Origin of the sequence: Streptomyces amritsarensis, from assembly GCF_001953875.1 — a bacterium.
GTDB lineage: Bacteria > Actinomycetota > Actinomycetes > Streptomycetales > Streptomycetaceae > Streptomyces > Streptomyces amritsarensis.
Genome location: NZ_MQUR01000008.1, coordinates 64,709 through 79,652 on the forward strand (window position 1 = coordinate 64,709; position 14,944 = coordinate 79,652).

Here is a 14,944-nt window from a genome sequence, read left to right on the forward strand (position 1 = left end):
GGTCAGGCGGGGTCCTGCCGGAGTCCGGCGGGGGTACGACGCCGACCATTGTGGCCCGAGGGGCCGACAACGCCGACTCCGACCCAGGTCTGGCCCGGGAACTTATCCGGTGGCCGACGCGCTTGCATACAGTGGCAGGTCTGACGGAAATCTCTGCATCGCGATCGAAGGGACCACATGCCCATGGGTCACACGGCCACAGCCCAGGCCGGCTCCGGCGGCCTGACAGCGACCGAGCACCGGCTGGCCAACGGCCTGCGCGTGGTGTTGTCCGAGGACCACCTGACCCCGGTCGCCGCGGTCTGCCTCTGGTACGACGTCGGCTCGCGCCACGAAGTCAAGGGGCGTACCGGCCTGGCTCACCTCTTCGAGCACCTGATGTTCCAGGGTTCGGCGAGCGTACCGGGCAACGGCCACTTCGAGCTGGTCCAGGGCGCCGGCGGCTCCCTCAACGGGACCACCAGCTTCGAGCGCACCAACTACTTCGAGACGATGCCGACCCACCAGCTCGAGCTCGCGCTCTGGCTGGAGGCGGACCGGATGGGCTCGCTGCTGGCCGCCCTGGACGACGAGTCGATGGAGAACCAGCGCGACGTCGTCAAGAACGAGCGCCGCCAGCGCTACGACAACGTCCCCTACGGCACCGCCTTCGAGCGGCTGACCGCCCTGGCGTACCCCGAGGGCCACCCGTACCACCACACCCCGATCGGCTCCATGGCCGACCTGGACGCCGCGTCCCTCGAGGACGCGCGCGCCTTCTTCCGTACGTACTACGCGCCCAACAACGCGGTGCTGTCGGTCGTCGGGGACATCGACCCGGAGAAGACGCTCGCCTGGATCGAGAAGTACTTCGGCACCATCCCCTCCCACGACGGCAAGCAGCCGCCCCGCGACGGCTCGCTGCCCGACATCATCGGGGAGCAGCTGCGCGAGGAGATCGTCGAGGAGGTCCCGGCCCGCGCGCTGATGGCCGCCTACCGGCTGCCGCACGACGGCACCCGCGAGTGCGACGCCGCCGACGTGGCCCTGACCATCCTGGGCGGCGGCGAGTCCTCCCTGCTGCACAACCGTCTCGTACGCCGCGACCAGACGGCCGTCGCCGCCGGCTTCGGCATGCTGCGCCTGGCCGGGGCGCCGTCGCTGGGCTGGCTGGACGTCAAGACCTCCAGCGGTGTCGAGATCCCCGCCATCGAGGCGGCCGTCGACGAGGAGCTCGCGCGGTTCGCCGCCGAGGGCCCGACCGCCGAGGAGATGGAGCGCGCCCAGGCGCAGCTGGAGCGCGAGTGGCTGGACCGGCTGAGCACGGTGGCCGGCCGCGCCGACGAACTGTGCCGCTACGCGGTGCTGTTCGGCGACCCGCAGCTGGCCCTCACGGCCGTCCGGCGCGTCCTCGACGTCACCGCCGAGGAGGTGCAGGCCGTGGCCGCGGCCCGCCTGCGCCCGGACAACCGGGCGGTGCTCGTCTACGAGCCGCTCGCGGCGGACGGCGCCCAGGGCGAAGAGGGCGAAGAGAACGCCGACAGCGACGAGAACGAGGGGGCGGAGCAGTGAGCGACACCGCAGCCGTCACGATGACCTTCCACCCGCGCCCCGAGGCGGGCGAGCCGCAGCCGTGGGCCTTCCCGGCCCCCGAGCGCGCGACGCTGTCCAACGGGCTGACCCTGCTGCGCTGCCACCGCCCGGGCCAGCAGGTCGTCGCGGTGGAGATCAACCTCACCGCGCCCCTCGACGCCGAGCCCGAGGGCCTGGACGGCGTGGCGACCATCATGGCGCGCGCCCTGTCGGAGGGCACCGACAAGCACACCGCCGAGGAGTTCGCGGCCGAGCTGGAGCGCTGCGGGGCCACCCTCGACGCGCACGCCGACCACCCCGGCCTGCGGGTCTCCCTGGAGGTCCCGGCCTCCCGGCTGGCCAAGGCGCTGGGCCTGCTCGCCGAGGCGCTGCGCGCCCCCGCGTTCGCCGACGCCGAGGTCGACCGGCTGGTGCGCAACCGACTCGACGAGATCCCCCACGAGCTGGCCAACCCGCAGCGCCGCGCCGCCAAGCAGCTCTCCAAGGAGCTCTTCCCGGCCTCGCTGCGGATGTCCCGGCCGCGCCAGGGCACCGAGGAGACGGTCGCGCGGATCGACTCCGCCGCCGTACGCGCCTTCTACGAGGCGCACGTACGCCCCGCCACCGCCACCGCGGTGGTCGTCGGCGACCTGACCGGCATCGACCTGGACGCGGTGCTCGCGGACACCCTGGGCGCCTGGACCGGCGACACCGCCGAGGCCCGCCCCGTGCCGCCGGTGACCGCCGACGACACCGGCCGCGTGGTCATCGTCGACCGGCCCGGCGCGGTCCAGACGCAGCTGCTGATCGGGCGCATCGGGCCGGACCGCCACGACCGCGTCTGGGCGGCCCAGGTGCTCGGCACGTACTGCCTGGGCGGCACCCTCACCTCCCGCCTGGACAAGGTGCTGCGCGAGGAGAAGGGGTACACCTACGGCGTGCGCGCCTTCGGCCAGGTGCTGCGCTCCACCGCCGACGGCAAGGGCGCCTCCATGCTCGCCATCAGCGGCTCGGTGGACACCCCCAACACGGGGCCGGCGCTGGAGGACCTCTGGAAGGTGCTGCGCACCCTCGCGGAGGGCGGTCTGACCGACGCCGAGCGCGATGTGGCCGTGCAGAACCTCGTGGGCGTGGCCCCGCTGAAGTTCGAGACCGCCGCCTCGGTCGCCGGGACCCTGGCCGACCAGGTCGAGCAGGAGCTGCCGGACGACTACCAGGCGCAGCTGTACGCGCAGTTGGCCGAGACCGGCACGGTGGAGGCGACGGCGGCGGTCGTGAAGGCCTTCCCGGCGGACCGGCTGGTCACGATCCTGGTGGGCGACGCCGCGCTGATCGAGGAGCCGGTGCGGGCCCTCGGGATCGGCGAGGTCACGGTCGTCAGCAACTGACCCCGCGGGCGCCCGGATGACGGGCAACTGACGCACTGCGCAAGGGGCTCCGACGGATTTCCGTCGGAGCCCCTTTTGTCCGTTTGGTGATGAGGTTGCTTGTATGTGATGTGGCGTACGCAACAAAAAGGCGCGTCTGTTTGGCGATTGACTGATGATCCGCCTAGCGTCGGGCGTGCTGTCCGTCAGTTGTGCCCGCCGCACCCGCGGCACCGGGCAGCGATCGCCGAGTCCCCGTCAGGCGCGAGCCTGGGGAGCCGGGGACCCACATCAGTCCCTGGGGTGAATCGGACCCCCTCGCAAGAGGAGGCCCGTAGGAGACCTTCCTGCTCCGAACCCGTCAGCTAACCCGGTAGGCGAGAAGGAAGGAAAGGATCAAACCCTTCATGGCGTTTGGCAGTCGTCCCGCTGGTACCGGCAAGCACCGTGGTTCCAGCCGCCTGAGCAAGAAGACCGCCGGCTACGCCGGCATCGCCGCGATCGCCACCACGGGTGTGGTCGGCTCCCTCGCCGCCCCGGCCTTCGCCGCCGACAACCACGGCAGCTCCGCCCCGGAGAACGGGCTGGGCGCCGTCGTCGTCGCCGAGGACCTCGCGGGCGACATCGCGGACCAGGCCGAGTCCCAGCAGCGCGCCGCCGAGCACGCCGCCGCCAAGGCGCAGGCCGAGGCCGACGCCAAGCAGAAGGCCGCCGAGGCCAAGCGCCTCGCCGAGGCCAAGGCGAAGGCCGAGCGCGAGGCCGCCGAGCGCGCCGCCCGTGAGGAGGAGCGCAAGCGCCTCAACACCTTTGTCTCCCCGCTGGACGGCTCGTACGTCAGCACGCAGTACAAGGCGGGCGGCGGCATGTGGTCTTCCGGCAGCCACACCGGCATCGACTTCCACGCCGCCTCCGGCACTTCGGTCCACGCGGTGGGCTTCGGTACCGTCGTCGAGGCCGGCTGGGGCGGTGCGTACGGCAACAACGTCGTCATCAAGCACAACGACGGCACCTTCACGCAGTACGGCCACCTGTCCTCGCTGAACGTCTCCGTCGGCCAGCAGGTCACCCCGGGCCAGCAGATCGGCCTGTCGGGCTCCACCGGCAACTCCAGTGGCCCGCACCTGCACTTCGAGGCCCGCACCGGCTCGCAGTACGGCTCGGACATCGACCCGATCGCCTACCTGCGCTCGCACGGCGTCAGCCTCTGACCCTCCGCGCCGCCCGTAGGGCACAGCGCGCAGCGCACACCTCCGCGAAGACCCCGCCTCCCGAGCCGGGGTCTTCGTGTTTTTCGCACTCCGGCGCAATGTTTCGGATTTCCGTCGGCTCTCGAAATTATGCTGTGCTGCAATAGAGTCGAAGCGTGCGCGCGTGGGTGCGCACGGGGGCTGGCGGTCGGAAATAGGCGGAGGTTCGGTCTTGCGTATTCCTGCGCACGCGGTATGCACGGCAATTCGCGACGACATCGTCTCCGGGGTGTTCGAGCCGGGCGGTCGGCTGACCGAGGAGGTGCTGGCCCGCCGGTACGGGGTCTCGCGCGTCCCGGTCCGCGAGGCCCTGCGGACGCTGGAGTCCGAGGGCTTCGTGACCACGCGGCGGCACGCGGGGGCCTGTGTGGCCGAGCCGACCGCCCAGGAGGCGGCGGATCTGCTGGAGCTGCGGGTTCTGCTGGAGCCGCTGGCGGCGGCCAGGGCCGCCCGGCGCCGCACCGACGCGCACCTCAAGGTGCTGCGGGGGCTGGTCAGGCTGGGTCAGGAGCGGGCCAGGCGGGGTCAGGGCGAGGATCTGCGGTCGCTGGGCGGCTGGTTCCACGAGACGCTCGCGCAGGCCTCGGGCAGCCCCGGGCTGATCGCCCTGCTCACTCAGATGCGGCACAAGGTGGCGTGGATGTTCGTGGTGGAGGCGCCGGCGCGGCCCGTGGAGTCCTGGGCGGAACACGGCGCGATCGTGGACGCGGTGGCCCGCGGGGACGCCGAGCGGGCGCGGACCCTGGCCGCGGTCCACGCCGATCGCGCGGCCGCCGCGCACCGGCTCCGGCAGCGGCCGGCGGTGAGCACTTCGCAACCTGCCGTAAACATGTCGAGCGGCCGGCATTAACAGGAGCCGTATACAAAGGACGGGATCGCGCGAATTCGGTTCGCGGGGTAATTCTCTGCGCCGAATTCCGGCAGGGCGGCTGGAATGCCGCACGGCGGGGCGGTGCCGGTCTTATTTTTCCGTCGAGGCGAATTTCCCCGAGGTGCAGGTCCCCTCGGGCTCCGGGTTCCCGCGCAGGGGTGCGGGAACGGCGAAGCCGCGGTCCCCGCCGGGGGGCCGCGGCTTCGCCGTTCGCGTCGCGCGGGGTGAACCCGAAGGGTCAGACGGTCTCGGGGAGCTCTTCGAGGCCCTCGGCGACCAGCTTCGCGAGGCGGTCCAGCGCGGCCTCCGCACCCTCGGCGTCGGAGGCGAGGACGATCTCCTCGCCGCCCTGGGCGCCCAGGCCCAGCACCGCCAGCATGGAGGCGGCGTTGACGGGGTCGCCGCCGGACTTCGCGATGGTCACCGGGACGCCGGAAGCGGTCGTCGCACGGACGAAGATCGAGGCGGGACGAGCGTGCAGGCCCTCGGCCCAACCGACGTTGACGCGGCGCTCTGCCATGGTGATGCCCTTCAGGTTCTTATGGTTGTCTAGACCAGTCTCTCACGGCACCCCGAATGCTCCGACCGACCTTCGGCCTGAATTCCGCCGCTCGCCGACGTTCCCCAGCTTGCACCGCTTTGTCCGGCTTGCCTACTGCGCCGCGCGAGCGCTGTCCGGCCCGGTCCGGCCGTAAGGTATGCGCATGACCATAGAGTCGGACCCGTCCTACCCGGCCCACTGGGAGGCCGACGTCGTCCTCCGCGACGGCGGCACCGCCCGGATCAGGCCCATCACCACCGAGGACGCCGGCCGGCTCGTCAGCTTCTACGAGCAGGTCTCGGACGAGTCGAAGTACTACCGCTTCTTCGCGCCCTACCCCCGCCTCTCCGACCGCGACGTGCACCGCTTCACGCACCACGACTACGTGGACCGGGTGGGCCTCGCCGCCACCGTCGGCGAGGAGTTCATCGGCACCGTCCGCTACGACCGCATCGGCCCCGACGGCCGGCCCGCCTCCGCCCCCGCCGACGAGGCCGAGGTCGCCTTCCTCGTCCAGGACGCCCACCAGGGCCGGGGGGTCGCCTCCGCGCTCCTCGAACACATCGGCGCGGTGGCCCGCGAACGGGGCATCCGCAGGTTCGCCGCCGAGGTGCTGCCCGCCAACACCAAGATGATCAAGGTGTTCACGGACGTCGGCTACGAGCAGAAGCGCAGCTTCGAGGACGGCTCCGTGCACCTCACCCTCGACCTCGAACCCACCGCCGAGTCCCTCGCGGTGCAGCGCGCCCGGGAACAGCGCGCCGAGGCCCGCTCCGTGCAGCGCCTGCTGGCCCCCGGCTCGGTCGCCGTCGTCGGAGTCAGCCGTTCCGGCGCCGGCGTGGGCGCGGCCGCCCTGCGCAACCTGCGCGACAGCGGCTTCCACGGCCACCTCTACGCCGTCAACGAGGCCGTCACGCGCGACCTCCTCGACGGCGTGCGCGCCTACCGCTCCGTCGAGGCCATCGGCGCCCCCGTCGACCTCGCGGTGATCGCCGTTCCGGCCGACCGGGTCCCGGACGCGGTGGCCGCCTGCGGCGAGCACGGCGTGCAGGGGCTCGTCGTCCTCTCCGCCGGATACGGGGACAGCGGCCCGGCCGGGCTGGCCCGCCAGCGCGAGCTGCTGCGGCAGGTGCGCTCGTACGGGATGCGCCTCATCGGACCCAACGCCTACGGGGTGATCAACACCGCCCCGGAGGTGGAGCTCAACGCCTCGCTGACCCCCGCCCCGATGCCGGTGCGCGGCCGGACCGGCCTGTTCACGCAGTCCGGGGCGATCGGGATCGCCCTGCTCTCGGCGCTGCTCCGGCGAGGCGAAGGCCTGTCCTCCTTCGTCTCCGCCGGCAACCGGGCCGACGTCTCCGGCAACGACATCCTCCAGTACTGGTACGAGGACGAGGCCACCGATGTCGCCCTGATGTACCTCGAAACCCTCGGCAACCCCCGGAAGTTCACCCGCCTCGCCCGCCGGACGGCGGCCGTCAAGCCCGTGGTCGTCGCCAAGGGCGGCCGGCACACCCCCGCCGGGCACGTCGTCCCCGATACCCGGCTGTCGGAGGACACTGTCTCCGCCCTGCTGCGGCAGGCCGGCGTCATCCGGGTCGACACGGTGACCGAGCTGGTCGACGTCGGCCTGCTGCTGGCCTCACAGCCGCTGCCCGCCGGACCCCGGATCGCCATCCTCGGCAACTCCGAGTCCCTCGGCGTCCTCACCTACGACGCCTGCCTGACCCGGGGCCTGCGTCCGCTGCCGCCCCTGGACCTGACGACCGCCGCCTCCCCGGCGGACTTCCGCACCGCCCTCGCCGCAGCCCTCGCCTCCGACGACTGCGACGCGGTCGTCGTCACCGCCATCCCGTGGGTCAGCGAGCACGCCCTCGCCGACGACCTGGCCGACGCCCTTCGCGAGGCCGTCGCCGAGACCCCCGGCAAGCCGGTCGCGGTCGTCCACGTGGAACTGGCCGAACTGGTGCAGGCCCTGTCCGCGACCCGCGGACCCGCCGCCGAGACGCCGGACCGCCCCGCGGCGGACAGCCCCTGGACCCCGGCCGCCCACGCGGCCGCCGCCACCGCCGCCCCGGTCCGGATCCCCAGCTACCCCGCCGCCGAACGCGCCGTGAAGGCCGTCGCCGAGGCCGTGCGCTACGGCCAGTGGCGGCGGGCCCTCGCCGACGCCGGGCAGGTCCCCGAATACGAGGACATCGACGAGGCCGGCGCCGCCACCCAGCTCGCCGGGCTCCTCGCCGACGTCGACGGCGAAGCCGTACTGACCCTCGGCGACTGGGACGCCCGCGAGCTCCTCGCGCGCTACGGGATCCGGGTCCTGCCCACCCTGCCCGCGCCCAGCGCGGATGCCGCCGTCCGGGCCGCGGAGGTCCTCGGATACCCGGTCGCCCTCAAGACCACCGCCTCGCACCTGCGCCACCGCGCGGACCTGGGCGGCGTACGGCTCGACCTCACGAACGAGGCCGAGCTGCGGCGCTCGTACGAGGAGCTCACCGACGCGCTGGGCAAGCCGGCCGAGCTCCAGCCCGTGGTCCAGGCCATGGTGCCGCGGGGCGTCGACACCGTCGTCCGGTCCGTGATCGACCCGGCCGCCGGCGCCGTCCTCTCCTTCGGCCTCGCCGGCGTCGCCTCCGAGCTGCTCGGCGACACCGCCCACCGGCTGGTCCCGGCCACCGACCGGGACGCCGCCGCACTGGTCCGGTCCATCCGGGCGGCGCCCCTCCTCTTCGGCTGGCGCGGCAGCGACCCGGTCGACACCCCCGCCCTGGAGGAGGTGCTCCTGCGGCTGTCCCGGCTCGTGGACGACCATCCCGAGGTGATCGGCGTCTCCCTGGAACCGGTCGTCGTCGCCGTCGAGGGGATCTCCGTGCTCAGCGCCACGGTCCGGATCGCCCATCCGCCCGCCCGCGGCGATCTCGGGCCGCGGACCCTCCCCAGTTACTGAGCGGGTACGGCGCGGTAGGACGGCACCCGATGGGCCTTACCATTGACCCCATGGCGAAATCCGGTACGACGACCCAGGGGCTGCGCACGGCGATCGAGCGCAGCGGCTACTACCCGGCCCTCGTGGCCGAGGCGGTGGAGGCCGCGGTGGGCGGCGAGCCGATCTCGTCGTACCTGGTCCACCAGGAGACGACCTTCGACTCCAACGAGGTGCGCCGCCACGTCACCGTGCTGGTCCTGACCGGCAACCGCTTCATCGTCAGCCACACCGACGAGCAGGCAGCCGACGCCGGGTCCCCGTCCCCGTACGCGACGACCTCCACCGAGTCGGTCAAGCTCTCCAGCATCTCCTCCGTGGTGCTCAGCCGCGTCGTCGCCAACCCGGAGTCCTACACCCCCGGCACCCTGCCCCGCGAGGTCGTCCTGACCATCGGCTGGGGCGCGGTCTCGCGGATCGACCTGGAGCCGGCCGCCTGCGGCGACCCCAACTGCGACTCCGACCACGGCTACACCGGCAACTCCACCGCCGACGACCTCAGCCTGCGGGTCAGCGAGGCCGGAGACGGACCGGAGGCCGTGCGCCAGACGCTGCTCTTCGCGCAGGCACTGAGCGAGGCGACCGCAGCCACGTCCTCCACCTCCGCCCGCTGATGGTGTACTCCGCACCGCAGGACTGGACCGAGCCGGAGCTGCTGGACCTGGCCGGCGCCCCCGTCCCGGAGTACGGCGCCGGGTCGCTCGCCGACCTGCTGCCGACGCTCGTGGCCGGACAGGGCGTCCCCGGCTACACCGCCGCCATCGCCGAGCTGACCCCCGCCGACCGCAACTGCGTCTTCCTCGTCGACGGCATGGGCTGGGAGCAGATCAAGGCCCACGCGGACGAGGCCCCCTACCTGGCCTCCCTCCTCGGCAGCTCGCGCGGCGGCACCGGACGCCCGATCACCGCGGGATTCCCGGCGACCACCGCGACCTCGCTGGCCTCCGTCGGCACCGGCCTGCCGCCGGCCCGCCACGGACTGCCCGGCTACACCGTGCGCAACCCGGCCACCGGCGAGCTGATGAACCAGCTCCGCTGGCACCCGTGGACGCCGCCGAAGCCGTGGCAGCCGTACCCGACGGTCTTCCAGGAGGCCGACAAGGCCGGTGTGGCGACCGCGCAGGTGTCCTCGCCCGCCTTCCAGACCACCCCCCTCACCAAGGTCGCCCTCAGCGGCGGCACGTTCCTCGGCCGGATGACCGGCGAGGAGCGGATGGACCTGGCCGCCGAACGCCTCGCGGCCGGTGACCGCTCGCTCGTGTACACCTACTACAGCGAGCTCGACGGGGCCGGCCACCGCCACGGCGTGGACTCGGACGCCTGGCGCGGCCAGCTGATGTACGTGGACCGGCTCGTCCAGCGGCTCGCCGAGCAGCTCCCGCCGCGTACCGCGCTGTACGTGACCGCCGACCACGGGATGATCGACGTCCCCTTCGACGAGGACGCGCGGATCGACTTCGACGAGGACTGGGAGCTGGGCGCCGGCGTCGCCCTGCTCGGCGGCGAGGGCCGGGCCCGGCACGTGTACGCGGTGCCGGGGGCGGAAGCCGACGTGCTGACCGTGTGGCGCGAGGTGCTCGGCGACCGCTTCTGGGTGGCGAGCCGCGAAGAGGCCCTGGAGCTGGGCTGGTTCGGCCCGGCGGGGGAGTGCGACGAGCGTGTCCTCGGCCGGATCGGCGACGTGGTCGCGGCGGCCCAGGCCGATGTCGCGATCACCGCGTCGCGCAACGAGCCGAACGAGTCCGCGCTCGCCGGAATGCACGGCTCGATGACCGCGGCCGAACAGCTCGTCCCGCTGCTCGAGATCCGCACCTGACCACTCCTGGTCCCGCCCGCCCCGGCAACCGAGCCGCCCACGACCCGAAAGGCCCCTACTTCCCATGCCCGAGCTGGTGTTCTTCTCCGGAACGATGGACTGCGGAAAGAGCACTCTGGCGCTCCAGATCACGCACAACCGCTCGGCCCGCGGTCTGCAGGGCGTGATCTTCACCCGCCAGGACCGCGCCGGCGAGGGCAAGCTGTCCTCCCGCCTCGGCCTGGTCACGGAAGCGGTCGAGGTCGCCGACGCCATGGACCTCTACGCCTACCTCGTGGGCGAGCTCTCGCAGGGCGGCCGGGCGGACTACGTGATCGTCGACGAGGCCCAGTTCCTCGCCCCGGAGCAGATCGACCAGCTGGCCCGGATCGTCGACGACCTCGACATGGACGTCTTCGCCTTCGGCATCACGACGGACTTCCGCACGAAGCTCTTCCCCGGCTCGCAGCGCCTGATCGAGCTCGCCGACCGGATAGAGCAGCTCCAGGTCGAGGCCCTGTGCTGGTGCGGCGCCCGGGCCACGCACAACGCCCGTACGGTCGGCGGCGTGATGGTCGTCGAGGGCGAGCAGGTCGTCGTCGGCGACGTGAACCGCCCGTCGGAGGAGATCGGCTACGAGGTCCTCTGCCGCCGCCACCACCGCCGCCACATGACCAGCGCCGCAGCCCACGCGGCCGCCCTCTCCCCGGACGTCCTCCCGGTCAACCGCCCCTGACCGGCCCACCGGGACCGTGACCCGGCGCACGGGCCCGAAAGCGGCGACGGGCCCGCACTATCGGATGCGGGCGGCGGTCAGCAGGGACAGGACGGAGGTGCCTTCGTGGACCCGCAGGGTGGCGGTGCTCGTGGCAGCGAGCACATCTTCCAAGCGGGGGCGGTAGAGAGGGTGCAGCCGTTCCAGGGCATCCCCGACCTCCGCCCACTCGGCGGCACTGGCTTCCGGGGTCGGGTGCGGATCTCCTGAGAGTGCCGTCGCGAGGAACAGTCCTGCGAGGATGCCCCGGCTCGGATGCTGGTAGACCCCTACCAGGCCGTTCACCTCGACGAGGACTCCGGTCTCCTCGTAGGTCTCGCGCACGGCGGCTTCGTGGAAGGACTCCTGAGGGTCGACCAGCCCTCCGGGGAGTTCCCACCGTTCGGGGGAGCGCCGGCGGGTGACGAGGACGTGTCCCGCGTCGTTGAAGGCGACACACGTCGCGCCCAGTACGTACGAGGACCGCGGCGGGGGTTCCGCCTGCGCGGTGCCGGTCACCGTGCGCCCGCACCGCGGCCGTTGCGGAACACCAGGAGGTATCTCCAGAACAGCAGTCGGCGGATGTCACTGCGTGGAAGCCGCGTCGACGCGTACTCCCTGATCTGCGCGAGAGACACACGGGGTGCAGCGACGGGTGCCTCCGGGAGCCGGCGGGGGGCGTTCCTGCGGACTGCCGGCCGTTGCTCCCAGGCGAACACCGCAAGGCGGTACGCGGCGTTCACGGGGACTGCCAGAGCGCTCACGACGTGGTCCGGCAACGTCGTTTCCCGGTAGCAGCCGAGGATCACCAGGACGCCGTCGGCGGTCAGCGCCTCACGCAGCCTCTCCACCGTCTCGAGGGGCACGTGGTGGATGCTGGCCAGGCAGGAGATGTAGTCGTACGTGTTCGGCGGCAGCGTCATACGGGTGATGTCCGCCTGCTCGAAGCGGATTTCCGCGGGGAGTCCGAGTGCGCCGGCCTCCTCCCGCGCGGCGGCGATGACGTCGCCGTCCGCGTCGACGGCGTCCACCGCCATTCCCCGGAGAGCGAGCTTCTGGGCGAACTTCCCGTTGCCACAGCCGATGTCCAGGGCCCTTCGGCCGGCTGCGGGCAGTTCGCGCAGTAAGAGGTCGTGATAGTGGTCATTGTGATTGAACGGCACGGCGCCATGATGGCACGGCCGGATCCGCGGAGCGCGGTACCCCCGGGCCGGCCCGGCCGCGCGAGCCGGGGGGCGGCCGGCGGGACAGCATGACGGCGGCGACGGCCAGCCAACCGGCCCCCAGCAGCTGTCCCGCGAGGACGTCCACGCTGAAGTGCGCACCGAGGAGGACCCGGCTCCACGTGACGGCTTCGGCGCCCAGCGCGGCCGCCACGAGGAGCGTCGTCGACAGGAGACGGGGCAGGTGGCCGCCGGCGTAGAGGGCGGCCAGCAGGAAGCCGGTCGTCACTCCGACCGCATGGCCGCTGGGGAAGCTGAACCCGTCGGCGTGCGCGGAGACGCAGGCGAGGTCGGGGCGCTGCCGGCCGGCCCATGTCTTGATCAGGTTGCAGCTCACGGCGGCTGCGTACGGAACGGCCACGAGGACGGCGGCGGCAGTGAAGTCCCGTCGGACGAGTGCCAAGCATGCGGATCCCGCGGCAAGGAGGGTGACCGGCCAGGGGTTGCCCCAGGTCGTCAGCGTCTCCAGGAGCCGGACGCGGGACGCTCCGCGCTGCGTCCAGGAACAGAGCGTCCCGCTCACTCGTACGTCCTGGTGGAGGACGACGAGGACGAGCAGCAGGCCGGCATGGGCCGCGGCCCACCCGCCGAGCCACGGCCAGGGCCGGACCCCGTGCACGCGGTGGGGCCGCTTCATGTGGCCGAGGTGGCCTTCGCGACGTGCTCCATGAGCTCGCGAGGGCTGTGGATCGTCCGCAGGGTGCTGTCGTCCAGCTGGCAGCCGAACGCGTCCTCGACATGACTGATGATCTCGACCTGGTTGAGGGAGTCGATCTCCAGGTCGGCGAAGGTGACGTCCAGATCGTCGTTCGATACCGCGTTCCCGGTGATTTCCACCATCAGGGGCGCCAGGACGGCGATGAACTCCTGTTCGGTCATGTGTGTCTTCCTTCCGTGAGGTGTGCTCGCTGGTCCTGTCCTGCCGCACGGCGCCCGTAGCGGGCACGCCAGTGCATGCGGGTGCTGGTCAGGACCCAGACGGCGAGGGAGAAGGCGGCGAGTACCGCCATGTCCGAGAGAGCGCTCGTGGGGCTGGGACTGGTGAGGGAGTGGCGCAGGCTGTCAGAGGCGTACACGGCGGGATTGGCGTGGCCGATCCAGGTCAGCGCGTCGGGGAGCAGCTCCGGTGGGACGGCCACCGGTCCCGCGGCCATCATGAGGAGAGTGGTGGCAAGGCTGAGGGAGGACGCCTGCTCGATGGTCGCGGACCTGCTGCCGATGAAGGCTCCCAGTCCCGCCGAGGGGAGAAGCGCGAGAACCAGGGCCACGGGGGCGAGGGGCGAGAAGGACAGCGGAACGTCGAGCAGGGCGGAGCCGAGGAGCAGGGTGACGGCGACGGCGGGCAGCGACAGCAGCGAGAACGCGCCGAGGGTCGCCAGGATCAGTGCCTCACGCCGTACCGGCAGAGCGGCGTAGTACTCGAACGCGCCGTTGCCGCGCATGAACGCGAAGTTGCTGGCGATCTTGTTTTGTGTCTCGAACAGGATCGCCATCGTGACGCTGCCGGTCAGGACGTACTCGGTGGCGCCGTGGCCGGAGTTCCGGGCGAAGAGGCCCAGGGCGGCGATGCTGACGAGCGGGGCGAGCATGCCCGTGAGCACCATCTGGGGCCAGGACCAGCGCCAGTTGGTGAGCTGGATGTGGAACAGGTCCCAGACCTGCGAGGCGAGGCCGAGGCCGAGCTTCTCGTCACGCGTAGCTGACATAGACGTCTTCCAGGGTCGCGGTGTGCATGGTGAACTCGGGGAACTGGGCGAGGTTCACGTCCTTGGTCAGGTGCGGCAGGTCCGCGGCGTCGACCAGGGCCACGACCCTCCCCCGGTGCTGGGACTGCACGTGTACGTAGTCGGGCAGCAATCCGAGCGGCTGCGTGTCGTCCAGCGTGATCGACAGGTGGACCTGGGAGCGGAGCGAGGCCTTCAACTCTGCGGGCGCGCCCAGCGCGACCAGTCGACCGGCTTTGAGGATGCCGACCCGCTCGATCACCTGTTCCGCCTCGATGGCGTTGTGGGTGATGAGGATGATCGTGCGGCCGTCCCGCTGGTTGAGGTCCCTCAGCAGCTGCCACACCTGGCGGCGCCGTGAGGGGTCCAGTTCGTTGGTCGGTTCGTCCAGGATCAGCACGGGGGGTGAGGCGGTCAGGGTCACCGCGATCTGGAGCAGTCTGCGTTCTCCACCGGACAGCTGCCGGGCGACCTTGCCGGCCAGGTGACCGAGGCCCAGCAGCTCCAGAACGGCGTCGCGTTCCCGCTTGGCGGTGGCCCTGGACGCCATACCTCGCAGGTGCGCGCTGAAATAGACGGCTTCCCTGACGGTGAGGCTGTTGAGTGCGAAGGCGGTCTGGGGCATGTAGCCGACGTTGACCGTGGTGAAGCGCGGGTGCGTGAACACGTCGCGCCCCAGGAGCCGCACCGTCCCGCCGTCCGGCCGCACCAGGCCGATCATCTGCTTGACCAGGCTCGTCTTCCCCGCCCCGTTGCTGCCCAGCAGCCCGAAGAACTCTCCCTGCCTGATACGGAAGGAGATGTCGGCATTGGCCGGCTCCGGGGTGCCGGCGTAGTGCTTGTACAGCCCCTCGACCTCGTACGCGTAGGGTGCGTCTTCCGGCATGT

General features: G+C 72.0%; 15 protein-coding genes and 1 riboswitch. Of the genes, 8 read left to right on the forward strand and 7 right to left on the reverse strand.

Annotation, left to right across the window (positions count from 1 at the left end):
• Positions 1-183 precede the first annotated feature (183 nt).
• From AVW11_RS05760 to AVW11_RS05775, 4 genes are all read left to right on the forward strand, one after another.
• Entirely contained in the window at positions 184-1,551 is a 1,368-nt protein-coding gene (locus AVW11_RS05760) for a M16 family metallopeptidase (protein ID WP_030838216.1), read from the forward strand.
• 20 nt (positions 1,552-1,571) lie between these two features.
• The gene (locus AVW11_RS05765; protein ID WP_060177957.1) at positions 1,572-2,939 is read left to right on the forward strand and encodes a M16 family metallopeptidase; all 1,368 of its coding nucleotides are present in this window, start codon (positions 1,572-1,574) and stop codon (positions 2,937-2,939) included.
• Positions 2,940-3,153: 214 nt separating this feature from the next.
• A riboswitch (cyclic di-AMP (ydaO/yuaA leader) is annotated at positions 3,154-3,312 on the forward strand.
• Between the two features lie 13 nt (positions 3,313-3,325).
• Entirely contained in the window at positions 3,326-4,126 is an 801-nt protein-coding gene (locus AVW11_RS05770; RefSeq protein WP_030838221.1) for a M23 family metallopeptidase, read from the forward strand.
• Positions 4,127-4,337: 211 nt separating this feature from the next.
• On the forward strand, positions 4,338-5,015 hold the full coding sequence (locus tag AVW11_RS05775; RefSeq protein WP_060177900.1) for a GntR family transcriptional regulator: 678 nt from the start codon (positions 4,338-4,340) through the stop codon (positions 5,013-5,015).
• Between the two features lie 259 nt (positions 5,016-5,274).
• Here AVW11_RS05775 and AVW11_RS05780 read toward each other — a convergent pair whose 3' ends face one another.
• Entirely contained in the window at positions 5,275-5,556 is a 282-nt protein-coding gene (locus AVW11_RS05780; protein WP_060177899.1) for an HPr family phosphocarrier protein, read from the reverse strand.
• A gap of 178 nt (positions 5,557-5,734) precedes the next feature.
• Between AVW11_RS05780 and AVW11_RS05785 the strand changes: the two genes are divergently transcribed.
• The 4 genes from AVW11_RS05785 (at position 5,735) to AVW11_RS05800 (ending at position 11,091) form a co-directional block, all read left to right on the forward strand.
• Positions 5,735-8,524 carry a bifunctional acetate--CoA ligase family protein/GNAT family N-acetyltransferase gene (locus tag AVW11_RS05785; RefSeq protein WP_420856366.1) on the forward strand — a complete coding sequence of 930 codons (2,790 nt, stop codon included), beginning with the start codon at positions 5,735-5,737 and terminating at the stop codon, positions 8,522-8,524.
• A gap of 50 nt (positions 8,525-8,574) precedes the next feature.
• Positions 8,575-9,174, forward strand: a complete 600-nt coding sequence (locus AVW11_RS05790; RefSeq protein WP_030838227.1) for a DUF5998 family protein — start codon at positions 8,575-8,577, stop codon at positions 9,172-9,174.
• A complete protein-coding gene (locus AVW11_RS05795) occupies positions 9,174-10,376 on the forward strand; it encodes an alkaline phosphatase family protein (RefSeq protein WP_030838229.1) in 1,203 nt (400 codons plus the stop codon). The genes AVW11_RS05790 and AVW11_RS05795 overlap by 1 nt, the downstream gene beginning before the upstream one ends.
• A gap of 64 nt (positions 10,377-10,440) precedes the next feature.
• On the forward strand, positions 10,441-11,091 hold the full coding sequence (locus AVW11_RS05800) for a thymidine kinase (protein WP_076043426.1): 651 nt from the start codon (positions 10,441-10,443) through the stop codon (positions 11,089-11,091).
• A 57-nt stretch (positions 11,092-11,148) separates the two neighbouring features.
• On the opposite strand, the gene AVW11_RS05805 is transcribed toward AVW11_RS05800, so the two are convergent.
• Genes AVW11_RS05805 through AVW11_RS05830 form a run of 6 tightly spaced genes read right to left on the reverse strand, consistent with a single transcriptional unit; the run spans position 11,149 to position 14,942 of the window.
• Positions 11,149-11,628: an NUDIX hydrolase gene (locus AVW11_RS05805; RefSeq protein WP_051699397.1), complete on the reverse strand. Its 480-nt coding sequence runs from the start codon at positions 11,626-11,628 to the stop codon at positions 11,149-11,151.
• Positions 11,625-12,272: a class I SAM-dependent methyltransferase gene (locus AVW11_RS05810; protein WP_030838238.1), complete on the reverse strand. Its 648-nt coding sequence runs from the start codon at positions 12,270-12,272 to the stop codon at positions 11,625-11,627. Before AVW11_RS05810 ends, AVW11_RS05805 begins: the two co-directional genes overlap by 4 nt.
• A complete protein-coding gene (locus AVW11_RS05815; protein WP_076043427.1) occupies positions 12,253-12,969 on the reverse strand; it encodes a phosphatase PAP2 family protein in 717 nt (238 codons plus the stop codon). Before AVW11_RS05815 ends, AVW11_RS05810 begins: the two co-directional genes overlap by 20 nt.
• A complete protein-coding gene (locus tag AVW11_RS05820; protein WP_030838244.1) occupies positions 12,966-13,211 on the reverse strand; it encodes an acyl carrier protein in 246 nt (81 codons plus the stop codon). The genes AVW11_RS05815 and AVW11_RS05820 overlap by 4 nt, the downstream gene beginning before the upstream one ends.
• On the reverse strand, positions 13,208-14,038 hold the full coding sequence (locus AVW11_RS05825) for an ABC transporter permease (protein WP_076043428.1): 831 nt from the start codon (positions 14,036-14,038) through the stop codon (positions 13,208-13,210). The genes AVW11_RS05820 and AVW11_RS05825 overlap by 4 nt, the downstream gene beginning before the upstream one ends.
• A complete protein-coding gene (locus AVW11_RS05830; protein ID WP_060177897.1) occupies positions 14,022-14,942 on the reverse strand; it encodes an ABC transporter ATP-binding protein in 921 nt (306 codons plus the stop codon). The genes AVW11_RS05825 and AVW11_RS05830 overlap by 17 nt, the downstream gene beginning before the upstream one ends.
• Between the last annotated feature and the right edge of the window lie 2 nt (positions 14,943-14,944).

Coding starts and splice junctions, on each gene's coding strand:
- AVW11_RS05765 (WP_060177957.1), top strand. CDS start 1,572: ATGACCTTCCACCCGCGCCCCGAGGCGGGCGAGCCGCAGCCGTGGGCC.
- AVW11_RS05830 (WP_060177897.1), bottom strand. CDS start 14,942: ATGCCGGAAGACGCACCCTACGCGTACGAGGTCGAGGGGCTGTACAAG.
- AVW11_RS05780 (WP_060177899.1), bottom strand. CDS start 5,556: ATGGCAGAGCGCCGCGTCAACGTCGGTTGGGCCGAGGGCCTGCACGCT.
- AVW11_RS05795 (WP_030838229.1), top strand. CDS start 9,174: ATGGTGTACTCCGCACCGCAGGACTGGACCGAGCCGGAGCTGCTGGAC.
- AVW11_RS05820 (WP_030838244.1), bottom strand. CDS start 13,211: ATGACCGAACAGGAGTTCATCGCCGTCCTGGCGCCCCTGATGGTGGAA.
- AVW11_RS05770 (WP_030838221.1), top strand. CDS start 3,326: ATGGCGTTTGGCAGTCGTCCCGCTGGTACCGGCAAGCACCGTGGTTCC.
- AVW11_RS05760 (WP_030838216.1), top strand. CDS start 184: ATGGGTCACACGGCCACAGCCCAGGCCGGCTCCGGCGGCCTGACAGCG.
- AVW11_RS05790 (WP_030838227.1), top strand. CDS start 8,575: ATGGCGAAATCCGGTACGACGACCCAGGGGCTGCGCACGGCGATCGAG.
- AVW11_RS05785 (WP_420856366.1), top strand. CDS start 5,735: ATGCGCATGACCATAGAGTCGGACCCGTCCTACCCGGCCCACTGGGAG.
- AVW11_RS05800 (WP_076043426.1), top strand. CDS start 10,441: ATGCCCGAGCTGGTGTTCTTCTCCGGAACGATGGACTGCGGAAAGAGC.
- AVW11_RS05825 (WP_076043428.1), bottom strand. CDS start 14,038: ATGTCAGCTACGCGTGACGAGAAGCTCGGCCTCGGCCTCGCCTCGCAG.
- AVW11_RS05815 (WP_076043427.1), bottom strand. CDS start 12,969: ATGAAGCGGCCCCACCGCGTGCACGGGGTCCGGCCCTGGCCGTGGCTC.